24 protein-coding genes and 2 tRNA genes are annotated in these 22364 nt (G+C 33.3%); 13 read left to right on the top strand and 13 right to left on the bottom strand.

Features of this window, described 5'->3' with window-relative positions:
* The first annotated feature begins 60 nt into the window (after positions 1–60).
* Entirely contained in the window at positions 61–816 is a 756-nt protein-coding gene (locus DMA14_RS09550) for a DUF4369 domain-containing protein (RefSeq protein WP_111424465.1), read from the top strand.
* Between the two features lie 337 nt (positions 817–1153).
* Here the strand turns inward: DMA14_RS09550 and DMA14_RS09545 are convergent.
* The 7 genes from DMA14_RS09545 to idi all read right to left on the bottom strand — a co-directional run bounded on the left by DMA14_RS09545 (position 1154) and on the right by idi (position 4261).
* Positions 1154–1227, bottom strand: a tRNA-Thr gene (locus DMA14_RS09545).
* A gap of 112 nt (positions 1228–1339) precedes the next feature.
* Positions 1340–1413: transfer RNA gene (locus DMA14_RS09540), tRNA-Thr, on the bottom strand.
* 76 nt (positions 1414–1489) lie between these two features.
* Entirely contained in the window at positions 1490–1756 is a 267-nt protein-coding gene (locus DMA14_RS09535; RefSeq protein ID WP_012022371.1) for a hypothetical protein, read from the bottom strand.
* A 57-nt stretch (positions 1757–1813) separates the two neighbouring features.
* Positions 1814–2782, bottom strand: a complete 969-nt coding sequence (locus DMA14_RS09530) for a type I phosphomannose isomerase catalytic subunit (protein WP_111424464.1) — start codon at positions 2780–2782, stop codon at positions 1814–1816.
* 57 nt (positions 2783–2839) lie between these two features.
* Positions 2840–3298, bottom strand: coding sequence for a peroxiredoxin (locus tag DMA14_RS09525; RefSeq protein ID WP_111424463.1), 459 nt, complete (start codon positions 3296–3298; stop codon positions 2840–2842).
* 3 nt (positions 3299–3301) lie between these two features.
* Positions 3302–3712: a 6-carboxytetrahydropterin synthase gene (locus DMA14_RS09520; RefSeq protein WP_111285162.1), complete on the bottom strand. Its 411-nt coding sequence runs from the start codon at positions 3710–3712 to the stop codon at positions 3302–3304.
* Positions 3713–3733: 21 nt separating this feature from the next.
* Entirely contained in the window at positions 3734–4261 is a 528-nt protein-coding gene (idi, locus tag DMA14_RS09515) for an isopentenyl-diphosphate Delta-isomerase (RefSeq protein WP_111424462.1), read from the bottom strand.
* 294 nt (positions 4262–4555) lie between these two features.
* On the opposite strand from idi, the gene msrB reads away from it, so the two are divergent.
* The 5 genes from msrB to DMA14_RS09490 all read left to right on the top strand — a co-directional run bounded on the left by msrB (position 4556) and on the right by DMA14_RS09490 (position 8297).
* Positions 4556–5110 carry a peptide-methionine (R)-S-oxide reductase MsrB gene (gene msrB, locus DMA14_RS09510; RefSeq protein ID WP_111424461.1) on the top strand — a complete coding sequence of 185 codons (555 nt, stop codon included), beginning with the start codon at positions 4556–4558 and terminating at the stop codon, positions 5108–5110.
* Positions 5111–5117: 7 nt separating this feature from the next.
* A complete protein-coding gene (gene msrA / locus DMA14_RS09505; RefSeq protein WP_203418280.1) occupies positions 5118–5723 on the top strand; it encodes a peptide-methionine (S)-S-oxide reductase MsrA in 606 nt (201 codons plus the stop codon).
* A gap of 396 nt (positions 5724–6119) precedes the next feature.
* On the top strand, positions 6120–6572 hold the full coding sequence (locus tag DMA14_RS09500) for a carboxymuconolactone decarboxylase family protein (protein WP_111424460.1): 453 nt from the start codon (positions 6120–6122) through the stop codon (positions 6570–6572).
* A gap of 82 nt (positions 6573–6654) precedes the next feature.
* The gene (locus tag DMA14_RS09495) at positions 6655–6990 is read left to right on the top strand and encodes a YciI family protein (protein WP_111424459.1); all 336 of its coding nucleotides are present in this window, start codon (positions 6655–6657) and stop codon (positions 6988–6990) included.
* Between the two features lie 62 nt (positions 6991–7052).
* Complete coding sequence (locus DMA14_RS09490; RefSeq protein WP_111424458.1) at positions 7053–8297, top strand: RNA polymerase sigma factor; 1245 nt, start codon at positions 7053–7055, stop codon at positions 8295–8297.
* A gap of 295 nt (positions 8298–8592) precedes the next feature.
* Here the strand turns inward: DMA14_RS09490 and DMA14_RS09485 are convergent, their stop codons facing one another.
* Positions 8593–9030: an META domain-containing protein gene (locus DMA14_RS09485; RefSeq protein ID WP_111424457.1), complete on the bottom strand. Its 438-nt coding sequence runs from the start codon at positions 9028–9030 to the stop codon at positions 8593–8595.
* Positions 9031–9289: 259 nt separating this feature from the next.
* Here DMA14_RS09485 and DMA14_RS09480 point away from each other — a divergent pair, with 259 nt between their 5' ends.
* The 3 genes from DMA14_RS09480 to DMA14_RS09470 all read left to right on the top strand — a co-directional run bounded on the left by DMA14_RS09480 (position 9290) and on the right by DMA14_RS09470 (position 12735).
* Complete coding sequence (locus tag DMA14_RS09480; protein WP_111424654.1) at positions 9290–10702, top strand: aminopeptidase P N-terminal domain-containing protein; 1413 nt, start codon at positions 9290–9292, stop codon at positions 10700–10702.
* Between the two features lie 554 nt (positions 10703–11256).
* Complete coding sequence (locus tag DMA14_RS09475; RefSeq protein ID WP_111424456.1) at positions 11257–11634, top strand: cupin domain-containing protein; 378 nt, start codon at positions 11257–11259, stop codon at positions 11632–11634.
* 141 nt (positions 11635–11775) lie between these two features.
* Positions 11776–12735 (top strand): quinone oxidoreductase family protein, encoded by a 960-nt coding sequence (locus DMA14_RS09470; RefSeq protein WP_111424455.1) that lies wholly within the window; start codon positions 11776–11778, stop codon positions 12733–12735.
* Positions 12736–12827: 92 nt separating this feature from the next.
* Here the strand turns inward: DMA14_RS09470 and DMA14_RS09465 are convergent, their stop codons facing one another.
* From DMA14_RS09465 to DMA14_RS09450, 4 genes are all read right to left on the bottom strand, one after another.
* Positions 12828–13913, bottom strand: coding sequence for a DUF6630 family protein (locus tag DMA14_RS09465; RefSeq protein ID WP_111424454.1), 1086 nt, complete (start codon positions 13911–13913; stop codon positions 12828–12830).
* Between the two features lie 21 nt (positions 13914–13934).
* On the bottom strand, positions 13935–14636 hold the full coding sequence (locus DMA14_RS09460; RefSeq protein ID WP_111424453.1) for an SMI1/KNR4 family protein: 702 nt from the start codon (positions 14634–14636) through the stop codon (positions 13935–13937).
* A 129-nt stretch (positions 14637–14765) separates the two neighbouring features.
* Positions 14766–15464: an SMI1/KNR4 family protein gene (locus DMA14_RS09455; RefSeq protein ID WP_111424452.1), complete on the bottom strand. Its 699-nt coding sequence runs from the start codon at positions 15462–15464 to the stop codon at positions 14766–14768.
* 67 nt (positions 15465–15531) lie between these two features.
* Positions 15532–17091 carry an NAD(P)/FAD-dependent oxidoreductase gene (locus DMA14_RS09450; protein ID WP_111424451.1) on the bottom strand — a complete coding sequence of 520 codons (1560 nt, stop codon included), beginning with the start codon at positions 17089–17091 and terminating at the stop codon, positions 15532–15534.
* 435 nt (positions 17092–17526) lie between these two features.
* Here DMA14_RS09450 and DMA14_RS09445 point away from each other — a divergent pair, with 435 nt between their 5' ends.
* Positions 17527–17769, top strand: a complete 243-nt coding sequence (locus DMA14_RS09445; RefSeq protein WP_111424450.1) for a hypothetical protein — start codon at positions 17527–17529, stop codon at positions 17767–17769.
* 159 nt (positions 17770–17928) lie between these two features.
* Here DMA14_RS09445 and recQ read toward each other — a convergent pair whose 3' ends face one another.
* On the bottom strand, positions 17929–20124 hold the full coding sequence (gene recQ / locus DMA14_RS09440) for a DNA helicase RecQ (protein ID WP_111424449.1): 2196 nt from the start codon (positions 20122–20124) through the stop codon (positions 17929–17931).
* Positions 20125–20210: 86 nt separating this feature from the next.
* On the opposite strand from recQ, the gene DMA14_RS09435 reads away from it, so the two are divergent.
* Genes DMA14_RS09435 through DMA14_RS09425 form a run of 3 tightly spaced genes read left to right on the top strand, consistent with a single transcriptional unit; the run spans position 20211 to position 22334 of the window.
* Positions 20211–21176, top strand: a complete 966-nt coding sequence (locus DMA14_RS09435) for a KpsF/GutQ family sugar-phosphate isomerase (protein WP_162536281.1) — start codon at positions 20211–20213, stop codon at positions 21174–21176.
* Positions 21176–21991: a twin-arginine translocase subunit TatC gene (gene tatC, locus DMA14_RS09430; RefSeq protein WP_111379892.1), complete on the top strand. Its 816-nt coding sequence runs from the start codon at positions 21176–21178 to the stop codon at positions 21989–21991. Before DMA14_RS09435 ends, tatC begins: the two co-directional genes overlap by 1 nt.
* A complete protein-coding gene (locus DMA14_RS09425; RefSeq protein ID WP_111424448.1) occupies positions 21984–22334 on the top strand; it encodes a carboxymuconolactone decarboxylase family protein in 351 nt (116 codons plus the stop codon). The genes tatC and DMA14_RS09425 overlap by 8 nt, the downstream gene beginning before the upstream one ends.
* Positions 22335–22364: the final 30 nt, after the last annotated feature.

The following is a 22364-nucleotide window of genomic DNA, read 5'->3' as shown; positions in this document are numbered from 1 at the left end:
ACAGCCATCTCTTTACATTTAAACTATTTTCTTTATTTTGCACCAAAATCTCAAAAACCAATGAAAAAAACATTAATTGCTTTTGTTACTCTTGCAGTATTAGCATCTTGCAGCAAAAAAGAAACAGCTGCTGATAATTTACACATCACAGGAAACATTAAAGGTTTAAAAACCGGAACTTTATATATCCAAAGAGTTGTTGACACTTCACTTGTTGCTATTGACAGCATTAAAATTGACGGAAATTCAGCTTTTGAAAGAGACATTAAATTAGAATCTCCTGAAATGTTATATCTATATTTAGATCGAGGTGTAACAAATTCATTAGACAATAATATTTTATTCTTTGCTGAACCGGGAAATATTAATATCGAAACCAATTTGGATAACTTTATCGCTGGCGCAAAAATTACTGGATCTAAAAATCAAGAATTATACGAAGAATATCAAAAAATAAACACCCGTTTTAGAGATGAAAACCTTTCTATGGTTGAATCAAAATTTAAAGCATTAAAAAGAAAAGATCAAAAAGCAATTGACAGTATTGACGCAAAACAACAGTCAAACATCAAAAGAAAATATTTATACGCTACAAACTTTGCCATCAACAACAAAGATCACGAAGTATCACCTTATATTGCTTTAGCAGAGATTTATGATATCAATTTGAAATTTCTTGATACAATTCAAAAATCAATGACTCCAAAAGTAGCCCAATCGCTTTACGGAAAGAAATTGACAAAGTATGTTGCTGAAATTAAAAAAGAAGAACAAAAAGCTCCTGCAGCCGCAACAACTCCAACTCCAGCAAAATAAAGCATAAAAACAACAATAAAAAACGCCCTGAATTATCTGGGCGTTTTTTTATGCTTAAATCCAAAAATATTAGCAATTACAGACTTAGTGCCATACCCAACATTTCTAAGCGTTAGAACGCAATTATATACTAATTATGCAATTATCACACAATACGTTTTCCGTGATTAAAATCGTGGTTTATATTTAAAAAACTTCCGCAACAAAAATCACCCATCTTTGTTCGATTCATTAATGTGTTTTTTTTCTTCGTCGAAAAATTGGGATTTGGAATTTTTATTATTGAAATTTTCATTTTGGAACAAAAAAAACCACCACATTTCTGTGATGGTTTTTGAGCCGATAGAGGGACTCGAACCCACGACCTGCTGATTACAAATCAGCTGCTCTAGCCAGCTGAGCTACATCGGCCTATTTTGCGAGTGCAAAGATATAAATGTTTTTTAATATTCCAAAAAAAATTTCACACCTCTCTCTATAATTAAAAAAACCACCACATTTCTGTGATGGTTTCCGTTTTTTGAGCCGATAGAGGGACTCGAACCCACGACCTGCTGATTACAAATCAGCTGCTCTAGCCAGCTGAGCTACATCGGCGTCATTACGGGTGCAAATATAAAGCGGTTTTTCAATTTCCCAAAATATTTTTGCACTTTTTTACACTTTTTTTTGCTTAAAGCGCGTTGATTTTTTCAATCAATTGATTAGCAGTTTGTTCTAATTCAACATTGATTTGTTTGAAGTGTGCTTTTTTATTTTCAACGTTCTTAGCGTTCACTTTTGTAATCAAAGTATCGAATGCAGCGATAGCTTCATCGATCAAAGCATTCGTCTCTGGAGTAGGATTTCCTGTTGTAGACATCTCAAACAAGTAAACTGCCTCAATAATATCTCCTAATACAAAATTGATGTCTTTCTTTAAATTTTTAACGTTTGCCATTTTTATTTTTATTTTAATTTGCGTCTGCAAAAGTACATATTATCTTTAGAATAAGTGCTAAGAAATGTAAATTTCTAAAATTGAAGCTTTTCCGCTCAAAACAAAGGCATTTATCGCAGCTGGAACTAAGACAGTATCTCCTTTAATGTAAGTATGTTTAAAACCGTCATATTCGATTTCAAAACTTCCTTCAATACACATATAAACTGTAAATGTTTCTCCAGATTTTGAAACTTCCACTTTATCTTCTAACGGAATAAAATTTGTCGTGAAATAAGGACAATCTACAACAACATTTGATGTATTGGTTTTTGAATCGTATTTCTTTTGTGTATCAACTTTATTGTAGTTTATAGCATCAAGAGCTAAATCTACGTGTAATTCTCTTTTATTTCCTTGCGCATCTACACGGTCAAAGTCATATAATCTATATGTAATATCAGAAGTCTGCTGAATTTCTGCAACTACCAATCCTGCTCCAATTGCATGAACAGTTCCTGTTTCTAAGAAGAAAACATCTCCCGATTTTGCTTTCACATCATCTAAGATTGAAACCAAAGTATTGTCGTGCAAATGTTTTAAGTATTCTTCTTTACTAGAATCTTCTTTAAAACCAACAATAATTCTAGCATCAGCATCAGCTTGCATTACATACCACATTTCAGTTTTACCAAATGAATTGTGACGTTCCTTTGCCAATTTATCGTTTGGATGCACCTGAATAGAAAGATCTTCTCTTGCATCTAAATATTTAAAAAGAAGCGGAAATTGTTTTCCAAATCTTTCATAAACTTTAGTTCCTAAAATAGCATCTGGCGTTTCATCGATTAAATCCATTAAAGATTTTCCTTTTAAAACTCCATTTGCAACCACACTTACATCTCCTTGTACAGTAGATAATTCCCAGCTTTCGCCCGTAATTTTAGAAACGATTGGCTTATTCAGAATTGTTTTTAATTTTTCTCCTCCCCAGATTCTTTCTTTCAAAATCGGTTCAAATTGCAAAGGGTATAAATTTTGACTCATGTTTTTTAGGCTAATATATTTGTTTAATTAATTCTATTCTGATACTTTTTTGGTATTCTATGATACTAATTCCTGTACGGCTTCTAACGCTTTCGGTATATGTTTAGCAGCATTTGCGCTATCAAATATTGAAATCACCAAACCATTTTTATCAATTATATAGGTAATGCGTCCTGGAAGAAGTCCAAATAAAATATTACGGACACCAAAAAGTTTTCTTAATCTTTTATCTTGATCTGAAAGCAAAATAAAAGGTAATTTATGTTTAGCAGCAAATTTATGATGTGACTTTACACTATCACTGCTAATACCAATTACCTCAGCTCCCAAATCTTTAAAATCCTCGTATTGATCCCGAAAACTGCAGGCTTCGGTTGTACATCCTGGTGTATTATCTTTTGGGTAAAAATAAATCACCAGCGGCTTTCTTCCTAAAACGCTTTGGCTTTCAAAAAGTTCACCATTGTTGTCTTTCGCAGTAAAATTCGGAACTATATCTCCTATTTTTAATGACATTTTTTATTCTCCTTTATAAGTTACAAAATTTCGGTCCGTTTCGTTCAGAACGACTTCAAGATCAAAGTCGGTATGAATTCGTTGTCTAATTTTATTCCATATCACAACAGCAATATTTTCTGCAGTCGGATTCAAATCTGCAAATTCTGGAACATCCAGATTAAGATTTTTGTGATCAAACGGAATTTCTACTTCTTCTCGTATAATATCCGCTAATACTTTCACATCTAAAACAAAACCAGTTTCCGGGTCAATCTTTCCTGTAACACTTACTGTTAAACCATAATTATGACCATGAAAGTTAGGATTATTGCATTTTCCAAAAACAGCATCGTTTTTTTCAAACGACCAATCCTTTCGATGCAGTCGATGTGCAGCATTAAAATGTGCTTTTCTTGATATGGTTACTCTCATTTATGTTTTTGGTTAGTTTGGCTATAATTTATGGTCTTCAAGATAATGATCAAATTCGTCAAAAATTATCTTAAACCACACGGTATAAATTTCAGGCTGTTTTTCAATATCTGCTTTAACATCTTCAATACTCATCCATTTCCAGTCTTCTACTTCGTCTGGATTTATGTTTGGTTCATCATTATAGTAACCAATCATCACATGGTCCAGCTCATGTTCTGTCAAACCATTATCAAAAGGTGCTTTATAGATAAAATGAAATAGCTCTTTCAATTCAGCTTTAAACCCCATTTCCTCAAACAACCTTCGGCTTCCCGCTTCAATATTTGTTTCCCCTTCTCTCTGATGACTGCAGCAAGTGTTTGTCCAAAGCAACGGAGAATGGTATTTATGATGAGCACGCTGTTGCAGCATAATTTCGTTCTTACTATTTAAAATAAAAACCGAAAAGGCACGGTGCAAAAGCGCTTTTTCATGTGCTTCTAATTTTGGCATCAAGCCAATCTGTTCATCGTTCTGATTAACCAGTATTACGTTTTCTTCTATCATAATGCTTCTTAAGCAAACAAAAATACGAAAAAAGAAATGGCTTAAAAATGCTAATTCCGTTTGACAAAAGTTAAGCTTTTCATCCTATTTCTATTCTACTGATTTACAACACTATATTTTATGCTAAATTTTAAAAGCAGTTAAAATTAAGACATAAAAACTACATTGCGTTGTTTTACGTAACTAATAAAAAGTTAAAACACACTTAAAAAAATCTCAATAATAACAGAGTCTGTAATTTGAAGCTAGTTCTCGACGTATCTTTGATATACAGATTAATGCACCTAAGAACTTATGAAATCTAAAAACCTAATTTTCAGCCTTTGTTTTTTGATTCCGCTTTTTATTTTTCAGGCATGCGGACAAAACACAAAAAAACAACCTGCAAAAACAGCTGTTATGGAAAATAAAATCAGCAAGCCCGGAAATCCTTATTATTCAAATACCGACACCACAAAGCTAAACGTAAGCAATGCCGAATGGAAAAAGGTTTTACCTGAAGATGTTTATGCTGTAATGCGCGAAGCCGACACAGAAAGACCTTTTACAGGAAAATATTGGAATACTGACGAAAAAGGAACTTACTATTGCGCTTCATGCGGTAATTTGCTATTTAGATCTACAGCAAAATTTTCCAGCAGCTGCGGATGGCCAAGTTTTTTTGAACAAGAGAATAAAAAAAGTATTGTCTTTAAAGAAGATAATTCTCTTGGAATGGAAAGAATTGAAACACTTTGTGGACGCTGTGGTGGACATTTAGGCCACATTTTTGACGACGGCCCTCCACCTACAGGAAAACGCTACTGCATGAACTCGATTGCTCTTGATTTTATTCCTGATAATAAATAATCACAAAATGAAAAACATACTTTTAATATGCCTTTTTGCGCTTTCGCTAAATGGCATTTCTCAAAACAAAAAAGCGAATCTAGAAACTATAACACTAGGCGGAGGATGTTACTGGTGCGTTGAAGCCGTTTACGAAAATCTTGATGGAGTAAAATCTGTTGTTTCTGGATTTTCTGGCGGAAAAGTCGCAAATCCAACTTACGAAGAAGTTTGTACAGGAGAAACCGGTCACGCTGAAGTTGTCCAGATTACTTACGACAAAAATGTAACCGATATTAACGAAATATTCAAAGTCTTTTTTACTGTTCATGACCCCACAACTTTAAATCGTCAGGGAGCTGATGTAGGAACACAATACCGTTCTGTTATCTTTTATAAAAATGAAGAACAGAAAAAAGCGGCTCAAAGCATTATTGCCGACCTCAACAAAGCAAAAGTGTATAACAGTCCAATCGTAACAAAAGTGGAACCTTTTAAAGTTTTCTATAAAGCCGAAGATTATCATCAAAACTATTATGCCAACAATAAAAATCAGCCGTATTGCAAAATGGTGATTCAGCCTAAAATAGAAAAGTTTGAAAAGGTTTTTAAAGATAAACTCAAAAAGAAATAAAGAATATTAACCTATATTATAAAGACTGTCTTTTCGGAGACAGTCTCTTTTTTTTCAAGCTTCGGAGAAGCGAAATATTTATAGTAAAGAATAAATGTATACAACATAAAGCTCCGGAGGAGCGACATATATTAGATTAATAAAAAATATGTCGCTCCTCCGGAGCTTTTTTATTTGTCTTATTGAAATTCTATAGATATTTTACCCCGCTGGGGCTTGCTGACAAGATAATTTTATAAATTCTTCGATTTAATCATTCTTTTTTTGTTTACTAACTCCTTATAAATATTGGCTTCTCCTCTTAATTGAAAAATAATTTCACTTTTTTCATCTTTTTTTGTCCAATCCTGAAAGTTCGATTGTTATTAGGGTATAAACAATTAAAAAATATACATCATGGAAACTAGACTTAATTTATTCGAACAAGGTCAAAAAGCAGTTAGCACATTATTTGGAATCAGCGGTTACTTGAAAAAAGGAACAATTGAAGCATCTCTTATGGAATTAATAAATTTCAGAATTTCTCAAATCAACAACTGCGGTTATTGTTTAGACATGCACTCAAAAGAAGCTTTAGCCGCTGGAGAAACACCACAACGTTTATTTGGATTAAGTGTTTGGAGAGAAGCTCCTTATTACACAAAAAGAGAAAGAGTTGCTCTTGCTCTAGCAGAAGCAGTAAATGCCTGCGATGTTCCAGACGAAATTTACGAAATTGCAAAAGCTGAATTTACAGAGCAAGAATTAATCGATCTTACACTTGCAGTTGCAGCAATTAATGCTTGGAATCGTCTTAATATTACTTTTGCTAATGTACCTGGAACTTATAGAGTTGGGCAGTTTGGATAAATAATAATTGGTTTTTATTTTCTAAAAACAATTAACTTTATACAACTTAAAGCAGATTATTCAATTATAAAAACATGAAAAAATGAATGAGTTTTTATTGATTTTCAGAAGAGATTTTAAAACAAAAGAAGCACAGCCCTCTCCAGAAGAATACCAACAGCACTTGCAACAATGGCAAAACTGGTTTGGAAGCCTTGCCGCTCAAGATAAACTGGCTAGACCTTTGCAGCGTTGGGACGGACAAGGAAAACTAGTCAATTCTAAAGGAGTAACTGATGGTCCATTTGTTGAAATTAAAGAATCAATCGGTGGCTTAATAATCATTAAAGCCAAAGATTATGACGAGGCAACGGAAATTGCACAAGGATGTCCAGTTTTAAATTTTGGCGGAAATGTTGAAATTAGAATGGGTGTTTAATAATAAACCAACTGAAATAAAAATGCCTTTGTATCTTTACTTAGGCATTTTTTCTTAAAAATATGGATCACAAAGAACTTTTACCCAATTTATTCCGAACCGAATATCAAAAAATAGTTTCAGTTCTCTGCAGCTTATTCGGAATTCAGCATATCGAAATTGCAGAAGATATTGTAAGCGATACTTTTTTGACCGCTTCAGAAACTTGGGCTATTAAAGGAATTCCAGAAAACCCTTCTGCTTGGCTTTATACCGTTGCCAAAAACAAAACCAAAAACTACCTGAAAAGAAATAACGTTTTTGAAACCAAAATAGTTACCGAAATAAAACACAACACTCCATTAAACAATCCTGAAATAGATATCGATTTATCTGATCAGAATATTGCCGACAGTCAGCTTGCTATGATTTTCACGGTTTGTAATCCGTGTAATTCTGAAGAAGCTCAAATTGCTCTTGCTTTAAATTTATTATGTGGTTTTGGAATAAATGAAATCTCCGATGCTTTTTTATCTAACAGAGAAGTTATTTACAAAAGAATTAATCGAGCCAAAGAAAAACTCAAAGAAGAAAATATAAAAATTCAGCATCCGAACAACGCTGAAATAAAAGACAGAATACAAACGGTTCTAAAAACCATTTATCTGCTTTATTCTGAAGGCTACTACTCTATTTCGCAAAACACCACTTTACGAAAAGATCTTTGTACCGAAGCCATGCGCCTGACTTTTTTATTAATTCAAAACGAAAGCACAAATCTGCCACAAACTAATGCTTTGATGGCTTTGATGTGTTTTCATTCTTCAAGATTTGATGCGCGAACGGGTTTAAACGGCGAAATTATTTTATACGAAGATCAGGATCAATCACTTTGGAATCAGGAATTAGTAGACAAAGGAACTTATTTTTTAAGCCAATCTTCAACAGGAAACACACTTTCAAAATATCATTTAGAAGCCGGAATTGCCTATTGGCATACTATTAAAAAAGAAACCACAGAGAAATGGAAAAATATTCTGGAACTCTACAACAATCTGATCATTTTAGAATATTCACCAATTGTGGCTTTAAACAGAACTTATGCTTTGTCTAAAGTAAACGGAAAAGAAGAAGCTATCAAAGAAGCTGAAAAACTGAATTTAACTGATAATCATTTTTACTATTCTTTACTCGGAAATCTTTATTCTGAAATTGATGCAAAAAAAGCATCACAGCATTTTGAAACCGCATTTGGTTTAGCAAAAACGGCATCCGATAAAAATATTATCAGTAAAAATATTAAGCAGTTGAAATTGAAAACCAATTAGCTTTAGCATAAAAACTATTTCAAAAAGATTACTCTTTTTTGTAAGCTTCAGAGAAGCGAAATATTTATAGTAAAAAACAAATTCTTACAACATAAAGCTCCAGAGGAGCGATATATATTTAGGTTGCAAAAAAAATATGTTGCTCCTCCGGAGCTTTTATTTATTTGTCTTATTGCAATTCTATAAATATTTTACCCCGCTGGGGTTTTAACAGATAAAATAAACTTTAAAACATTTCGTACAATAAAAAAGCTGCCCTTTAGAGACAGCCTTTTTTTTTATTTTAGTTTTAAAACTATTGTTTAGCCACTTTTTTAAATCTCATTACCGGAATATCGCCCTGAATTAAATTTAGTTTACCGTCTTTATCAATAGAATAACTTGTAATTTGTCTAATTTGTTTTAAGAATACTTGTTCACCACCACCTTCACAAAACATCATTGTAGTTGGCCCCTCTTGTCCAAAAGTCAAAGACTTTCCTTTTAAAGTATAAGACGCACTGTAACCGTTACATCCGTTATTGCCATAAACTTTTGTTTCTTTTTGTTCAAAAGTAAGCTGTGGTTTTTTATTTGGGTATAATCCTTCAAAAGCAATTCTTGGCCCTGAGATATATTCCAACTCCCAAGTTGTGCCAAATAAATCGCCATCATTAGAAGCAGATTTTGACGCCGTACATGAAGCAAATAATAAAGTTAAAACTGAAAGGACTGCAAATGTGTATTTTTTCATAAAAGTGGATTTTAAAGATTTATAATTTGTTTTTTGAAGTTTAAAATAATTCTATAAAAATTCTTTTCTCAATATTCGTGCCCGCTTACAGGTTTATCGAAGTTTTATTTTTAGCATAAACCGTAATTTTCTGTCTCTAAGTTACTACAATTTATTTAAAGTTTTATGGCTCAAATGTTTAAAATAAAACAAGCGACATTATTTTTTTTGTAATTTGCATCGATCAAAAAACCAAAAATCATTAATAAAAAACCAAAAAATGAAGCAATTTCTCTTCTTGTTTGTATTTGCTTTGACAGCGCCATTCGCTCATTCGCAAGAAAACCTCCCAACAGATTATCTCACAAAAGAATTTCATCAAGGACGTCGCGAAGCTTTTAGAGCTTTAATGCCTGCTAATTCAGTTGCTGTTGTTTTTTCTTATCCAGAAAGAGTCTTCTCTAGAGATGTCGATTACAATTACCATGCAAATCCAGATATGTATTATTTATCAGGATACAAAGAACCAGATGCTATATTATTAATTTTTAAAGAAGCACAAGGAACAGAAAAGTACAATGAAGTTCTTTTTGTTAGAGAAAGAAATGCTGCGCACGAAATGTGGACAGGTAGACGTTTGGGAATTGAAGGCGCAAAAACGAAACTAGGTTTTACAACTGTTTATAACGGAAAAGATTTTAATGCGTTTGCCATTGATTTTGCAAAATTTGATAAAGTAATCTATGATAAATTTCCAACAGATGTAGCAGAAAACAAAAATCCTGATAATTTATATGCATTATTAAAATCATTTAAATCTAAAGCTGGAATTACACAAGCAAATGAAACCTCAACAGAATTATTCAATAAAATTACCAGTTCACTTCGTGAAATAAAAACTCCAGAAGAACTTATTTTGATGCGCAAAACAGTAAAACTTTCTTGTGTTGCCCACAATGAAGTGATGAAAGCTGTAGGTCCAGATATGAGTGAAAACGAAGCTGACGGAATTCACGCTTATATTCACAAACATTACGGCGCAGAAGGCGAAGGCTACGGACCAATTGTAGGAGCTGGAGCAAACGGATGCATCTTGCACTATTGGGAAAACAATGCCACAAAAATTGACAATCAATTATTATTAATGGATGTTGGTTCTGAGTATCACGGCTATTCTGCAGACGTAACTAGAACAATTCCGGCAAACGGAAAATTTACTGAAGAACAAAAAGCGATTTATCAAATCGTATATGATGCTCAAGAAGCGGTTTTTAAAATCTGTAAAGAAGGAACTCCGCTAGTGGCTTTAAACGAAACTGCAAAAGATGTAATAGCAAAAGGTTTAATTAAATTAGGAATTATTACAGACCCAAAAGATGTAAAATTATATTATCCGCACTCATGCTCACACTTTCTTGGTTTAGACGTTCACGACAAAGGAACTTACAATGGGCCACAAACTCTTATAAAAGAAAACATGATTCTTACTGTAGAACCTGGAATCTACATTCCAGCAAACAGCAAATGCGATAAAAAATGGTGGAACATTGGTGTTCGTATCGAAGATGATATTTTAATGCTAAAAGATTCATATGAAAACCTTTCTGCTGATTCTCCTAGAAAATGGCAAGATATTGAAGCTTTAGCAAAACAGAAAAGCACTTTTAATGATATGAAATTGCCTAAAATATAATCTCTGAAAAGTTTTAAAAGCAAGTTAAAAACAAAAGCTTAAAACAATTATAAACCCATTAGTAAATAAAAAGTATTTACTAATGGGTTTTTCTATAATTTCATAAATATCAGAATCAAAATAAACACAAACAATTAAAAACAAACTAGTTACAAACAAAAACAAGACTAATAATTCAATTTTAAAACATTCCACATCTCTTTTTTTTGTAAATTAGTAGTCCCAAAAATGGACACTATTTATCGCACTTCAATTTCCCAAACCTGTGAAGATAAGCCGAAAAAAAACGACGGATTCAAACAGGTAACATGGGAATCTTCAGTATCTAAATCCAAGGATCTCATATCTGCAAAATGAAATCCAATTTTTCTAGTTAAATATCATCCTAACTGTAATTTTTCGAATCAGGAAAATTCTGCCTCTTCGCATTAATTTAAAAAAATGCATCGCAAGAGAGCTTTGTCTTTTTCATAAAACACAACCCAGACAAAGTTCTCAAAAAGAACACACAATAAACAATTCTGGAAAAATTTAACCAATAAAAAAGAAATGAAATGAAAACAATTAAAAAGAATTTAATGTCTCTATTCATACTATTACTTTTGATATTAAGTGTGAATATCTATGCGCAAGACCCTTTAAAAGCAGCACCTAATGCATATAAAAAAGTACTTCTTGAGAATGAAAGAGTAAGAATATTGCAAGTTGAGATTACTCCGGGAGAAACAATTCCATGGCATCATCATCCTGACCACACCATCTATGCATTAACTGATGGAAAAATTGAAATAACCGATAAAGGCAAAGCTCCCGTTATTGTGGATATTAAAGCTGGGGATGCCATGTTTATACCTGCAGTTACACATATGGCAAAAAATTTAGGAGATACAACTGTGAATTTGATTGTAACAGAAATAAAACCTAAAAAATAAACTATTACAGGTATCTCAGCCTGTTTAATTTAACTCAAAGTAACAACCTGAATTCAAGTTGTTACTTTTTTTTATTTTTAAGATTATCTTTAAAATGGAGCCAATATATTTTCCGTTCTTTGTATACTCAAAAAACTAAAAATGAAAGCACTTACCTTTTCTTCTTTTGGAGAATCAGATGTTTTAGAATATATAGAAATCCCTAATCCACAATTAAAAAGAGATGAGATTTTAGTTGAGATGAAAGCCATCGGATTAAATTTTGCTGATGTTTACCGCCGAAAAGGAAATTATCATCTAAAAGGAAATCCACCTTTTATTGCTGGTTATGAAGGAGCAGGAATTGTGGTCGATGCCAACAATCATCCAGAATACAAAGTTGGTGATCGCGTGGCTTTTGCCGATGCACCTTTTGCCAATGCAGAATTGGTTGCCGTTAATGTAAATCATATTATTCCGTTGTCTGAAAATATTTCTTTTGAAACTGCGGCTTCGGTTTTACTTCAAGGTTTAACTGCTCACTATCTTGCAACAGACAGCCATAAAACTGCCAATGGAGAAACTGTTTTAATACATGCGGTTGCTGGCGGAGTTGGACAGATTCTAACTCAGATCAGTAAACTTCTTGGCGCAACCGTTATTGGCTTAACCTCATCTACAGAAAAAGCAAAAATCGGATTTGAGCAAGGTGCAGACCATGTTTTTCTTTATAATGACGATTGGAAATCGCAAGTTTTTGAAGTGGCTCCAAACGGTGTTGATGTTGTTTATGACAGTATCGGAAGCACTTTAATGGAAAGTTTTGAAGTCACTAAAGAATGCGGACAAGTTGTTTTCTTCGGAATGGCAGGCGGCGATCCTGCACCTGTAGATCCAAGAATGTTAATGGACGGTTCTAAAACTTTAACGGGTGGCGATTTATGGAGTTATTTAAACTCTAAAGAAGAACGAATCAAAAGAGCAACTCAGTTATTCAGCTGGATTACAGAAGGAAAAATCAAACTTTCAGAACCGACATCTTTCAAATTGTCTGAAGGAAAACTGGCGCACGATTTCTTAGAAAGCAGAAAAAGCACAGGAAAAATTATTTTGATTCCTTAATTTTTTTTCGCCACGAATTACACCAATTTGCACTAATTTTTTAATATTAAAAATTACAATTCGTGAAAATTGGTGTAATTCGTGGCAATATTTTACAGCTGAGTAACTTCAATTTTAGTTCGGTCAGATAGTTCTAAAATTCTTTCTACTTCATCTTTGTTCACCACAAAAAACAAATAACTATCTCCATACGTTTCGTAAGTCAATAACTCTAGATTTGACTTTTCCAATTCAGTTTGAATATATGGAAACAAATCATGACTATAGGTTTCTTCTGGATAATCAAATTTGAAATCTTCACCAAGCATCTCAGAAATAAAATACTCTGCGTCTTCTGGATCAAATTTCCAATCGCTATGCCAAGTATTTATTTCGTCAAAAAAACTAAAATGATCTTCTGTAGTCTCATAATACGTTTTAGCTTCGGCATTGAAACTTTCAAAAAGCTTCTCTGAATATTTTTTCACCTCATTTTCCTCAATACTATTTCTCGAAACTAATTTGACGAATTCTTCAAAATCCTCCACGGCCGCTTTATCATCTAGTACTAGATTTTCTGAAGACGGAAGCTCAACATCAGCAGGAATTTCGATATTAAAATACTGGCAAATGGCTTGCAAGACTTTTTTAAAATCTTTAATTCCTATTTCCTGAGTTTCATTTTGAGGGTTCTTAAAATCAAGATATTCTGAATCTAGCAAACCTTTTACATAATCTGAAAAATGACTGCTAGAATATAACATTCTAAAATCGTTTACTTCTAAACTATTGGTGCAGCAAAAGAAAATCATGAAATTATTAATCACACTTGTAAAGTGTTTTTTCATTTCCTCACTTGGCCTTGAATAAAACTGAATATGAATAAAATCATACTGTAAATCATCCTGCATCGCTTCTTCTGACAGGCCTCCAATATTAAGTTTTTTATAGAGTTCGTTCAGAACTTCATACGCATTATTAAATCCCGCTTTTTTAACTTCTGCTCTTCCCTCTTCGTGATCTAATGAAGAAGGAACAGAATATAAATTTACGGTAACCGTGTCATGAATTCCTTTTACTTTGAACTCTATACTATTCGATACGTGATGTAAATTACTATAGATCGAATCAATGACATCAAAAGAAATGATTGATTTCGGATCGTTGTTTCTATTAAATAAATTGGAGAAAAAGCCCATGAAATATTTTACATTAAAAAGTTAATCGTTTGAATATTTAAAACTCTGATTCATTTTATCAAAAGGAATTACTTCATTAACAATCGATTCTAATTCGAAATCTGTCAATAATCCTCTTGCTGATTCTACTATTTTTGGCGAAACATGTATTTCATAATCAATTATATCTCGTTCTAATATAGCTGACAGAATTGTATTTTGCTGTTCTGTCAAATACTTTTTATGCGATTTAAAAACTGATTCAATATCATCTCTAAACTCTTCATCCGTCAGTTCATTGTAGACATCTTGTTTTGACATATCAATCAACAAAACTTTGAAGATAAAATCCTGAAGGTTTTTTGCCAGATAATTGACCTCGTTGGAATCGTGCCAAACAAAAACAATCGGCACATCGCCATTGTTTTCTTCGTTTAAGAAAAAACAATAATGATCGCCGCCGCCACTTTTAGCAAACGGAATAAATTTAAATTCTGGATTTATATTTCGATAATCTTCTGGATCTCTGAGCTCTTCTATTTCTTCGGCAACCGATTTCAAATTCAGCGATTCAAAATCATACGAATGCAAAAGCAAAGGTGGATTATCTTTTAAAGTAGGATAAACCTCTGTATACCAATTTGGACCATATTCTCCGACATCCAACATGCCGTCTGCGTCTAACTGTTTGTATAAGAGCGGAAATTCAAATCCGTATTTTTTTTCGATTTCTTGTATTGTCATCTTTGGGGGAATATTCTATTAAAATCAGAATACTAAGATAACAATCTTTTTATTGCATGAAAAACCTAAGGCCCAATTATTTCAAGGATTACGCAACCATCAGTACATATTTTGAATCCAAAACTAAATTTATTCCTCATCTGAATATTCAAAACTTGTACCCATTTTGTCGAAAGGAATAATTTCATTAAGCAAAATATTCTTTTCATCATCAGTTAATAATCCTTTTGCTTCTTCATTACCATAAGAAAATGAAATTTCATAATCTATAATTTCCCGATTTAATATGTTTTGTAAAATGTCTTGTTGTTGATGTGTTAAGTATTTTTTATGAGTTCTAAACATACTTTCAAGATTGTTTTTAAGCTCTTGATCACTAACATCTTCATTATCAAAATATGCCATATCAGTCAAAAACATTTTAAAAATAAAATCTTGTAAATTTTTTGCTAAATAATCTGCTTCAACTGCATCATGTGAGAGAAAAACTATTGGCATTTCACCATTCTTTTCTTCATTTAAGAAAAAACAATAATGATCACCGCCATAGCTTTGTGCAAAAGGAATAAATTTAAATTCCTTTCTAATCTGACGATAATCTTCTGGATCCCTAAGTTGTTTTATTTCCTCATTAACTCCCTCTAGAGTAAGCAGCTCAAAATCATAAGAATGCAAAAGCAAAGGCGGATTCTCTTTTAATTTTGGATATACTTCAGAAGACCAATTAGGTCCGTATTCTCCAACATTAAGCATACCTTCTGCTTCTAATTGTTTGTACAAAAGTGGAAATTCAAATCCATATTTCTTTTCAATATCCTGTGGCGTCATTTTTTATTAGATTTAAAAGTTTAAAATATTTTACAAAAATATAAAACTTTTACTACAAAAAAACAGGTTATTTCAAGGATTCAGCAATCATTAAGGCACATTTTTCGCCATCAATTGCTGCTGAAATAATTCCGCCAGCATAACCTGCACCTTCTCCGCAAGGATATAAACCTTTGATTTGCAAATGCTCTAATGTCATTGGATCTCTCGGAATTCTCACTGGAGATGAGGTTCTGCTTTCTGGCGCATGTAAAATGGCTTCGTTAGTTAAATAACCTCGCATTGATTTTCCAAAATCCTGAAATCCTTGACGCATAATCTGAGTTAAAAATCCTGGAAAAACTTGTCCCAATTCTACTGAAGTAGTTCCTGGTACATAAGAAGTTTTCGGAATATCTGCTGAAACTTTGCTTTTCGTAAAATCAATCATTCTTTGAGCTGGAACTTTTTGAGTTTCTCCTGCCAAATGCCAAGCTTTTTGTTCGATACTTTTTTGAAATTCCATTCCGGCCAAAGCGCCGAATTTTGCAAAAGGCTTAAAATCTTCTAATTTTAATTCGACCACAATTCCAGAATTTGCTGTTGATTGATCTCGTTTAGATGGCGACCAACCATTTGTAACCACTTCACCCGGACTTGTCGCACAAGGCGCAATTACACCTCCTGGACACATACAGAATGAATACATTCCACGACCGTTAACTTGTTTTACTATAGAATATGGTGCTGGTGGCAAATGCTCTCCACGGAAATCACAGCTGTATTGAATGCTGTCAATTAGTTCCTGCGAGTGTTCTGCACGAACTCCTAAAGCAAAAGGTTTTGCTTCTATTAAAATTTTCTTTTTATCTAATAATTCAAAAATATCACGCGCCGAATGTCCTGTTGCTAAGATTAATTTATTGGCGTGAATTTTATCTCCGTTATGCGTTACGATTCCTTCAACTTCATTATTCTTTACCAAAATATCGCTTACACGTGTTTCAAACAAAACCTGACCGCCAAATTCTCTAATTTTATTTCTGATGTCTTCAATGATTTTTGGAAGTTTATTAGTTCCAATATGTGGATGCGCTTCTACCAAAATATCTTCAGAAGCTCCAAAAGCCACTAAAAGTTCTAAAATTCGAGTTACATCGCCACGTTTTTTAGAACGAGTATATAATTTTCCATCAGAATACGTTCCTGCTCCACCTTCTCCAAAACAATAATTTGAATCTTCGTTTACAATATGCTCACGATTTATCGCTTTTAAGTCACGACGACGGCCACGAACGTCTTTTCCTCTTTCGAGTACAATTGGTTTTAAACCTAGTTCAATTAATTGCAATGCTGCAAAAAGTCCCGCTGGGCCAGCGCCAACAACTATAACTTCTTGTGCATTGGAAACATCCTTATATATAGGAAGCTCGATTTTAGTTTCTTGAAAAGGTTCGCCTTTCAAATAAATAAGAACTTTCAAATTAATTTTAATCGCTTTCTGACGTGCATCAATAGAGCGTTTTAAAATTGAAACATGCTGAATTTCTTGAGCAGAAACTTTAATCTGCTTAGACAAATAGTCTTTTAGCAATGATTCGTTTGCAGCAATTTCGGGTGTAACTTGAAGTAAAAGTTCTTTTGGCATTTTGTCTTTTTTATTCTATTAGCTTTTCTTTCTATGAAAAGAAGATGCAAAAGTACTATTTTGAACTGACTTTATGTAATTAACCGCAAAGGTCACTAAGTTTTTTTTAAAGGTATGGTTGTAGAAAAACACAAAGTTCGCAAAGCTTTGTATTAATAAAGCTTTGCGAACTTTGTGTTTTCTATGAGTAAAGAAATAATAAATCTTAGCGCACTTTGCGGTTAATTACACAGCAAATTTCCTCTTTCTAAAATCTTTATTATTTATTTTTAGCCACAGATTAATTAGATTAAAAAAGATTTCTTCGAGAACGTTTAGACGCACTGCGGTGCGTCTCTACAGAAAAAACTCAGAACCTTAGAATCTCAGAACCTTAGAACCTTTAAAAAAGACTTTGTACCTTTGTCACTCTGAACCTTTGCACCTTTAAATAAAATGTCTAGAAAAATAAAACTAATCTGGGATTTCCGCGGACCAGCTTCTGCAAAAACAGCAGAACATCACGAAATACACCTTAAAGAATATATTGCAATAGAAAAGCTACCTTTAAATATTACTGGATTTAAAATCATAGACGAAATGTACGCCATAGCTTTTATGGTAGTAACTGACGAAAATATGATTCAGGTAAGAGATGCTTTGAAACCGCATCGTGGGGAAGTTTATAGTGATCAGTAATCAGTTTTTTAGTGTTCAGAGAGTACTTAAAAACTGATTACTGATTTTTATAAAATAAATTATTTCGCTAATCTGCTTTAATAGTCACTGAACACTAAATACTTTTCACAGTCATATTGGCCATTTCACTGATCACTAAAAAACTGACCACTGATTACTTTAATTCGCTACTTCACTAATAAACTTAATACGCATTAAACGCAGTTCATCAATATCGTAGTCGCCATCAAATTCTTTCAGCGCATCTTCGATTTTATCAGATTCAGATTCCATGAAATAATCATGTATTTCTTCCTGCTGATCATCATCTAAAATATCATCTAACCAATATTTGATATTCAGTTTAGTTCCAGAATAAACGATTTGTTCCATTTCTTTGATAAGCGCATCCATAGAAAGTCCTTTCGCGGAAGCGATATCACTTAACGGCAGTTTTCTATCAATATTCTGAATAATATATAATTTGTTGGCAGAATTTACTCCTGTAGATTTAACTACTAAATCGTCTGGGCGAATAATATCGTTATCCTCAACATATCGACTGATTAAAGCAACAAATTCGCTTCCGTATTTTTTAGCTTTTCCTTCACCAACACCATGAATATTATATAATTCCTGAATTGTTATTGGATATTTTAAAGCCATATCTTCGATTGAAGGATCTTGAAAAACCACAAACGGAGGAACTCCCAATTTTTTGGCTACTTTTTTACGAAGTTCACGAAGCATTCCCGTTAAAACTTCGTCTGCAGTTCCAGAAGACTTACCTCCTGTTACAATAGTTTCATCATCTGCTTCGCTGTATTCATGATCTTCAGACATCATAAATGAAACAGGCTTTTTGATAAAGTCAAGACCTTCTTTCGTAATTTTTATTACTCCATAGGTTTCAATATCTTTTGACAAAAGTCCTGTTACCAAAACTTGTCGTAATAAAGCCATCCAATATTTTTCGTCGTGGTCTGAACCTACACCAAAATAAGGCTGAGTATCTGTTTTATGTGCTTTAATAACCGCATTTATACGGCCAATTAAAGTAAAGACAATTTCTTTTGATTTGTAAATATGTTTGGTATCGCGAACAATTTCCAACAATTTAACCACTTGCTCTTTGGCTTCAACTTTATGTTTCGGATTACGAACGTTGTCGTCCATATCGGCTCCTTCACCAGTTTCGCTGTCAAATTCTTCTCCGAAATAATGCAGCAAGAATTTTCTACGCGACATTGAAGTTTCGGCATAAGCCACAACTTCCTGCAAAAGTGCAAAACCAATTTCCTGTTCAGCAACTGGTTTTCCAGACATAAATTTCTCCAGCTTTTCTACATCCTTATAAGAATAGTACGCTAGACAATGCCCTTCTCCGCCGTCACGACCAGCACGACCCGTTTCCTGATAGTAACTTTCAAGCGATTTTGGAATATCATGGTGAATTACAAAACGAACGTCTGGTTTATCAATTCCCATTCCGAATGCAATTGTTGCCACAACGACATCGACATCTTCCATCAAGAACATATCCTGATGTTTGGCCCGCGTTTTTGCATCTAAACCTGCGTGATAAGGAACAGCACTGATTCCGTTTACTTGTAAAACTTCGGCAATCGATTCCACTTTTTTACGGCTTAAGCAGTAAATAATTCCAGATTTGCCTTTATGCTGTTTAATGAATCGAATAATATCCGACTCAATGTTTTTTGTTTTTGTGCGAACTTCATAGTACAAGTTCGGTCTGTTGAATGACGCTTTAAAAGTATTCGCGTCAGCCATATCAAGGTTTTTAAGAATATCTTCCTGAACCTTTGGTGTCGCAGTTGCCGTAAGACCAATAATTGGCACTTTACCCAACTGCTTAATTATATTTCTCAGATTTCTGTACTCTGGTCTAAAATCATGTCCCCATTCTGAGATACAGTGCGCCTCATCAATGGCTACAAAAGAAATAGGTACACTTTGTAAAAAGGCTACATATTCTTCTTTTGTTAGTGATTCTGGGGCTACATACAAAAGTTTGGTCAATCCAGAAGTAATATCTTTTTTGACCTGAGCAATTTCTGTTTTGGTTAGAGAGGAGTTTAATACATGTGCAATTCCATTTTCAGACGAAAGGCTTCGAATTGCATCAACCTGATTTTTCATCAAAGCAATTAAAGGAGAAACAACAATTGCTGTTCCTTCTTGAATTAAAGCTGGCAGTTGATAGCAAAGAGACTTTCCTCCACCAGTCGGCATTATTACGAATGTATTCTTCTCGTCTAAAATACTCGTAATGACTTGCTCTTGCAAGCCTTTAAATTGGCTAAAGCCGAAATACTTCTTTAATTCTTTATGTATTTCAATTTCATTTGAATTCATTCTCTATATTAATGGTATTTTGTATAAATTTGCAACACATAAAGATACAACTTTCTTTTATACATACAAATTTTAAATATTCTGTTTTGATCACAAAAGAAAATATATTGGCGATCGCCAAGAAAACAATACTCTCTGAAAGTGAAGCAATTACAAAACTAATTGATTTTTTGGACGAAAATTTTTACGAAGCTGTCCAACGCATATACGAATCCAAAGGCCGTCTGATCGTTACAGGAATTGGAAAAAGCGCGATCATTGCACAAAAAATGGTGGCTACTTTTAACTCAACTGGAACCCCTTCTATGTTTTTGCATGCAGCAGAAGCTATTCACGGTGATTTAGGAATGGTTCAAAATGATGATGTCATTATCTGCATTTCTAAAAGCGGAAATAGTCCAGAAATTAAAGTGCTTGTTCCTTTATTAAAAAGATTCGGAAATACTTTGATTGCCATTACAGGAAACACAACTTCATTCTTAGCAAAAGGCTCTGATCTAGTTTTAAATACAACTGTTGACACAGAAGCCTGCCCTATCAATTTAGCTCCTACAAATAGTACAACAGCACAGCTTGTAATGGGCGATGCATTGGCTGTTTGCTTAATGGAAATGCGTGATTTTAAACCCGAAGATTTTGCGGTTTATCATCCAGGAGGCGCTTTAGGGAAAAAATTACTGCTTCGTGTAAAAGATATGATCGAACATTCATTAAGACCGGCTGTCACTCCAGAAACTTCTATCAAAAAAGCAATTTTTGAAATCTCTGAAAAAAGATTAGGAGTTACTGCAGTAATTGAAGACAATAAAATTGTTGGAATTATTACGGATGGAGACATCCGAAGAATGCTAAACGACGTAGATAGTATTGCGGACTTAACTGCAAAGGATATTATGTCTAAAAATCCAAAAGTAGTTTCGTCTGAGACTATGGCTGTCGATGCTTTAAATATTTTAGAAGACTTTTCGATTACACAATTGATCGTTGCGGATAACGGAGAATATAAAGGAGTTTTACATTTACATGACATTTTAAAAGAAGGAATCGTATAATGGCAAAGAAAAATCTTGGCGAAATGTCATTTTTGGATCATCTTGAAGAACTAAGATGGTTATTAGTTAGAAGTACACTTGCAACAATTATTATGGCAATTGTAACTTATTTTATTAGTGATTATTTATTTGATCAAATTATTTTAGGTCCAATTAGACCAACATTCTTTACGTATGTTTGGTTTTGCGACTTATCTCATTCATTAGGATTTGCAGACAGTATCTGCATTACAGAGCTAAACTTCATTATTCAAAATACCGAAATGGAAGGCCAGGTAAATATATTTGTCTGGATGTGTCTTTTGGCGGGTTTCATCTTGAGTTTCCCTTATATTTTATGGGAAATCTGGAAGTTTATCAGCCCTGCACTTTATGAGAAAGAAAGAAAAAATGCTAAATTATTCATCTTTGTTTCTTCTTTACTTTTCTTCTTGGGAGTATTGTTTGGCTATTTTGTCGTAATTCCGATGTCGGTAAACTTCGTTGCCACATTCTCTATCAGTGATGTCGTAAAAAACCAGTTCACTCTAGAATCTTATATGGGAATGGTTAAAACGAGTATTCTTGGAAGTGCGATCTTTTTTGAACTTCCAATTGCTATTTATTTCTTAACAAAATTAGGATTAGTAACTCCTGAATTCTTAAGAAAGTATTGGAAATATGCTGTCGTAATTATTTTAATTATTGCTGCAATCGTAACGCCACCAGATGTTGTGAGCCAAACTATTGTTGCAATTCCGATGTTGCTTATTTACGAGGTTAGTATTCTAATTTCGAAGATTGTTTATAAAAATAAATTAAAAGAAAATGTCTGATATAGTTCAAGAATTTAACGACTATCGTTCTAGAATGAACGAAAAACTGCTTGCTGACAACAACAAAATTGTAAAGCGAATTTTTAATCTTGACACCAATGCTTATGCTGAAGGCGCTCTTGACGTAAAAACAAAAGAGCTTTTAGGTTTGGTAGCATCAGCAGTTTTAAGATGTGACGACTGTGTGAAATACCATTTGGAAACAAGTTATAAAGAAGGTGTTTCTAAAGAAGAAATGATGGAAGCAATGGGAATCGCAACTCTTGTTGGAGGAACAATTGTAATTCCTCATTTAAGAAGAGCTTACGAATTCTGGGAAGCGCTTGAAGAAGCTGGAAAATAAATAATTGTTAATACGTTTAACTGTTGAATC

Source organism: Flavobacterium sharifuzzamanii (genome assembly GCF_003254585.1).
Classification (GTDB): domain Bacteria; phylum Bacteroidota; class Bacteroidia; order Flavobacteriales; family Flavobacteriaceae; genus Flavobacterium; species Flavobacterium sharifuzzamanii.
Note: the sequence above shows the minus strand (reverse complement) of the source record. Positions and strands in the feature narration are given on the sequence as shown.

Coding starts and splice junctions, on each gene's coding strand:
- DMA14_RS09550 (WP_111424465.1), top strand. CDS start 61: ATGAAAAAAACATTAATTGCTTTTGTTACTCTTGCAGTATTAGCATCT.
- DMA14_RS09535 (WP_012022371.1), bottom strand. CDS start 1,756: ATGGCAAACGTTAAAAATTTAAAGAAAGACATCAATTTTGTATTAGGA.
- DMA14_RS09530 (WP_111424464.1), bottom strand. CDS start 2,782: ATGAGTCAAAATTTATACCCTTTGCAATTTGAACCGATTTTGAAAGAA.
- DMA14_RS09525 (WP_111424463.1), bottom strand. CDS start 3,298: ATGTCATTAAAAATAGGAGATATAGTTCCGAATTTTACTGCGAAAGAC.
- DMA14_RS09520 (WP_111285162.1), bottom strand. CDS start 3,712: ATGAGAGTAACCATATCAAGAAAAGCACATTTTAATGCTGCACATCGA.
- idi (WP_111424462.1), bottom strand. CDS start 4,261: ATGATAGAAGAAAACGTAATACTGGTTAATCAGAACGATGAACAGATT.
- msrB (WP_111424461.1), top strand. CDS start 4,556: ATGAAATCTAAAAACCTAATTTTCAGCCTTTGTTTTTTGATTCCGCTT.
- msrA (WP_203418280.1), top strand. CDS start 5,118: ATGAAAAACATACTTTTAATATGCCTTTTTGCGCTTTCGCTAAATGGC.
- DMA14_RS09500 (WP_111424460.1), top strand. CDS start 6,120: ATGGAAACTAGACTTAATTTATTCGAACAAGGTCAAAAAGCAGTTAGC.
- DMA14_RS09495 (WP_111424459.1), top strand. CDS start 6,655: ATGAATGAGTTTTTATTGATTTTCAGAAGAGATTTTAAAACAAAAGAA.
- DMA14_RS09490 (WP_111424458.1), top strand. CDS start 7,053: ATGGATCACAAAGAACTTTTACCCAATTTATTCCGAACCGAATATCAA.
- DMA14_RS09485 (WP_111424457.1), bottom strand. CDS start 9,030: ATGAAAAAATACACATTTGCAGTCCTTTCAGTTTTAACTTTATTATTT.
- DMA14_RS09480 (WP_111424654.1), top strand. CDS start 9,290: ATGAAGCAATTTCTCTTCTTGTTTGTATTTGCTTTGACAGCGCCATTC.
- DMA14_RS09475 (WP_111424456.1), top strand. CDS start 11,257: ATGAAAACAATTAAAAAGAATTTAATGTCTCTATTCATACTATTACTT.
- DMA14_RS09470 (WP_111424455.1), top strand. CDS start 11,776: ATGAAAGCACTTACCTTTTCTTCTTTTGGAGAATCAGATGTTTTAGAA.
- DMA14_RS09465 (WP_111424454.1), bottom strand. CDS start 13,913: ATGGGCTTTTTCTCCAATTTATTTAATAGAAACAACGATCCGAAATCA.
- DMA14_RS09460 (WP_111424453.1), bottom strand. CDS start 14,636: ATGACAATACAAGAAATCGAAAAAAAATACGGATTTGAATTTCCGCTC.
- DMA14_RS09455 (WP_111424452.1), bottom strand. CDS start 15,464: ATGACGCCACAGGATATTGAAAAGAAATATGGATTTGAATTTCCACTT.
- DMA14_RS09450 (WP_111424451.1), bottom strand. CDS start 17,091: ATGCCAAAAGAACTTTTACTTCAAGTTACACCCGAAATTGCTGCAAAC.
- DMA14_RS09445 (WP_111424450.1), top strand. CDS start 17,527: ATGTCTAGAAAAATAAAACTAATCTGGGATTTCCGCGGACCAGCTTCT.
- recQ (WP_111424449.1), bottom strand. CDS start 20,124: ATGAATTCAAATGAAATTGAAATACATAAAGAATTAAAGAAGTATTTC.
- tatC (WP_111379892.1), top strand. CDS start 21,176: ATGGCAAAGAAAAATCTTGGCGAAATGTCATTTTTGGATCATCTTGAA.
- DMA14_RS09425 (WP_111424448.1), top strand. CDS start 21,984: ATGTCTGATATAGTTCAAGAATTTAACGACTATCGTTCTAGAATGAAC.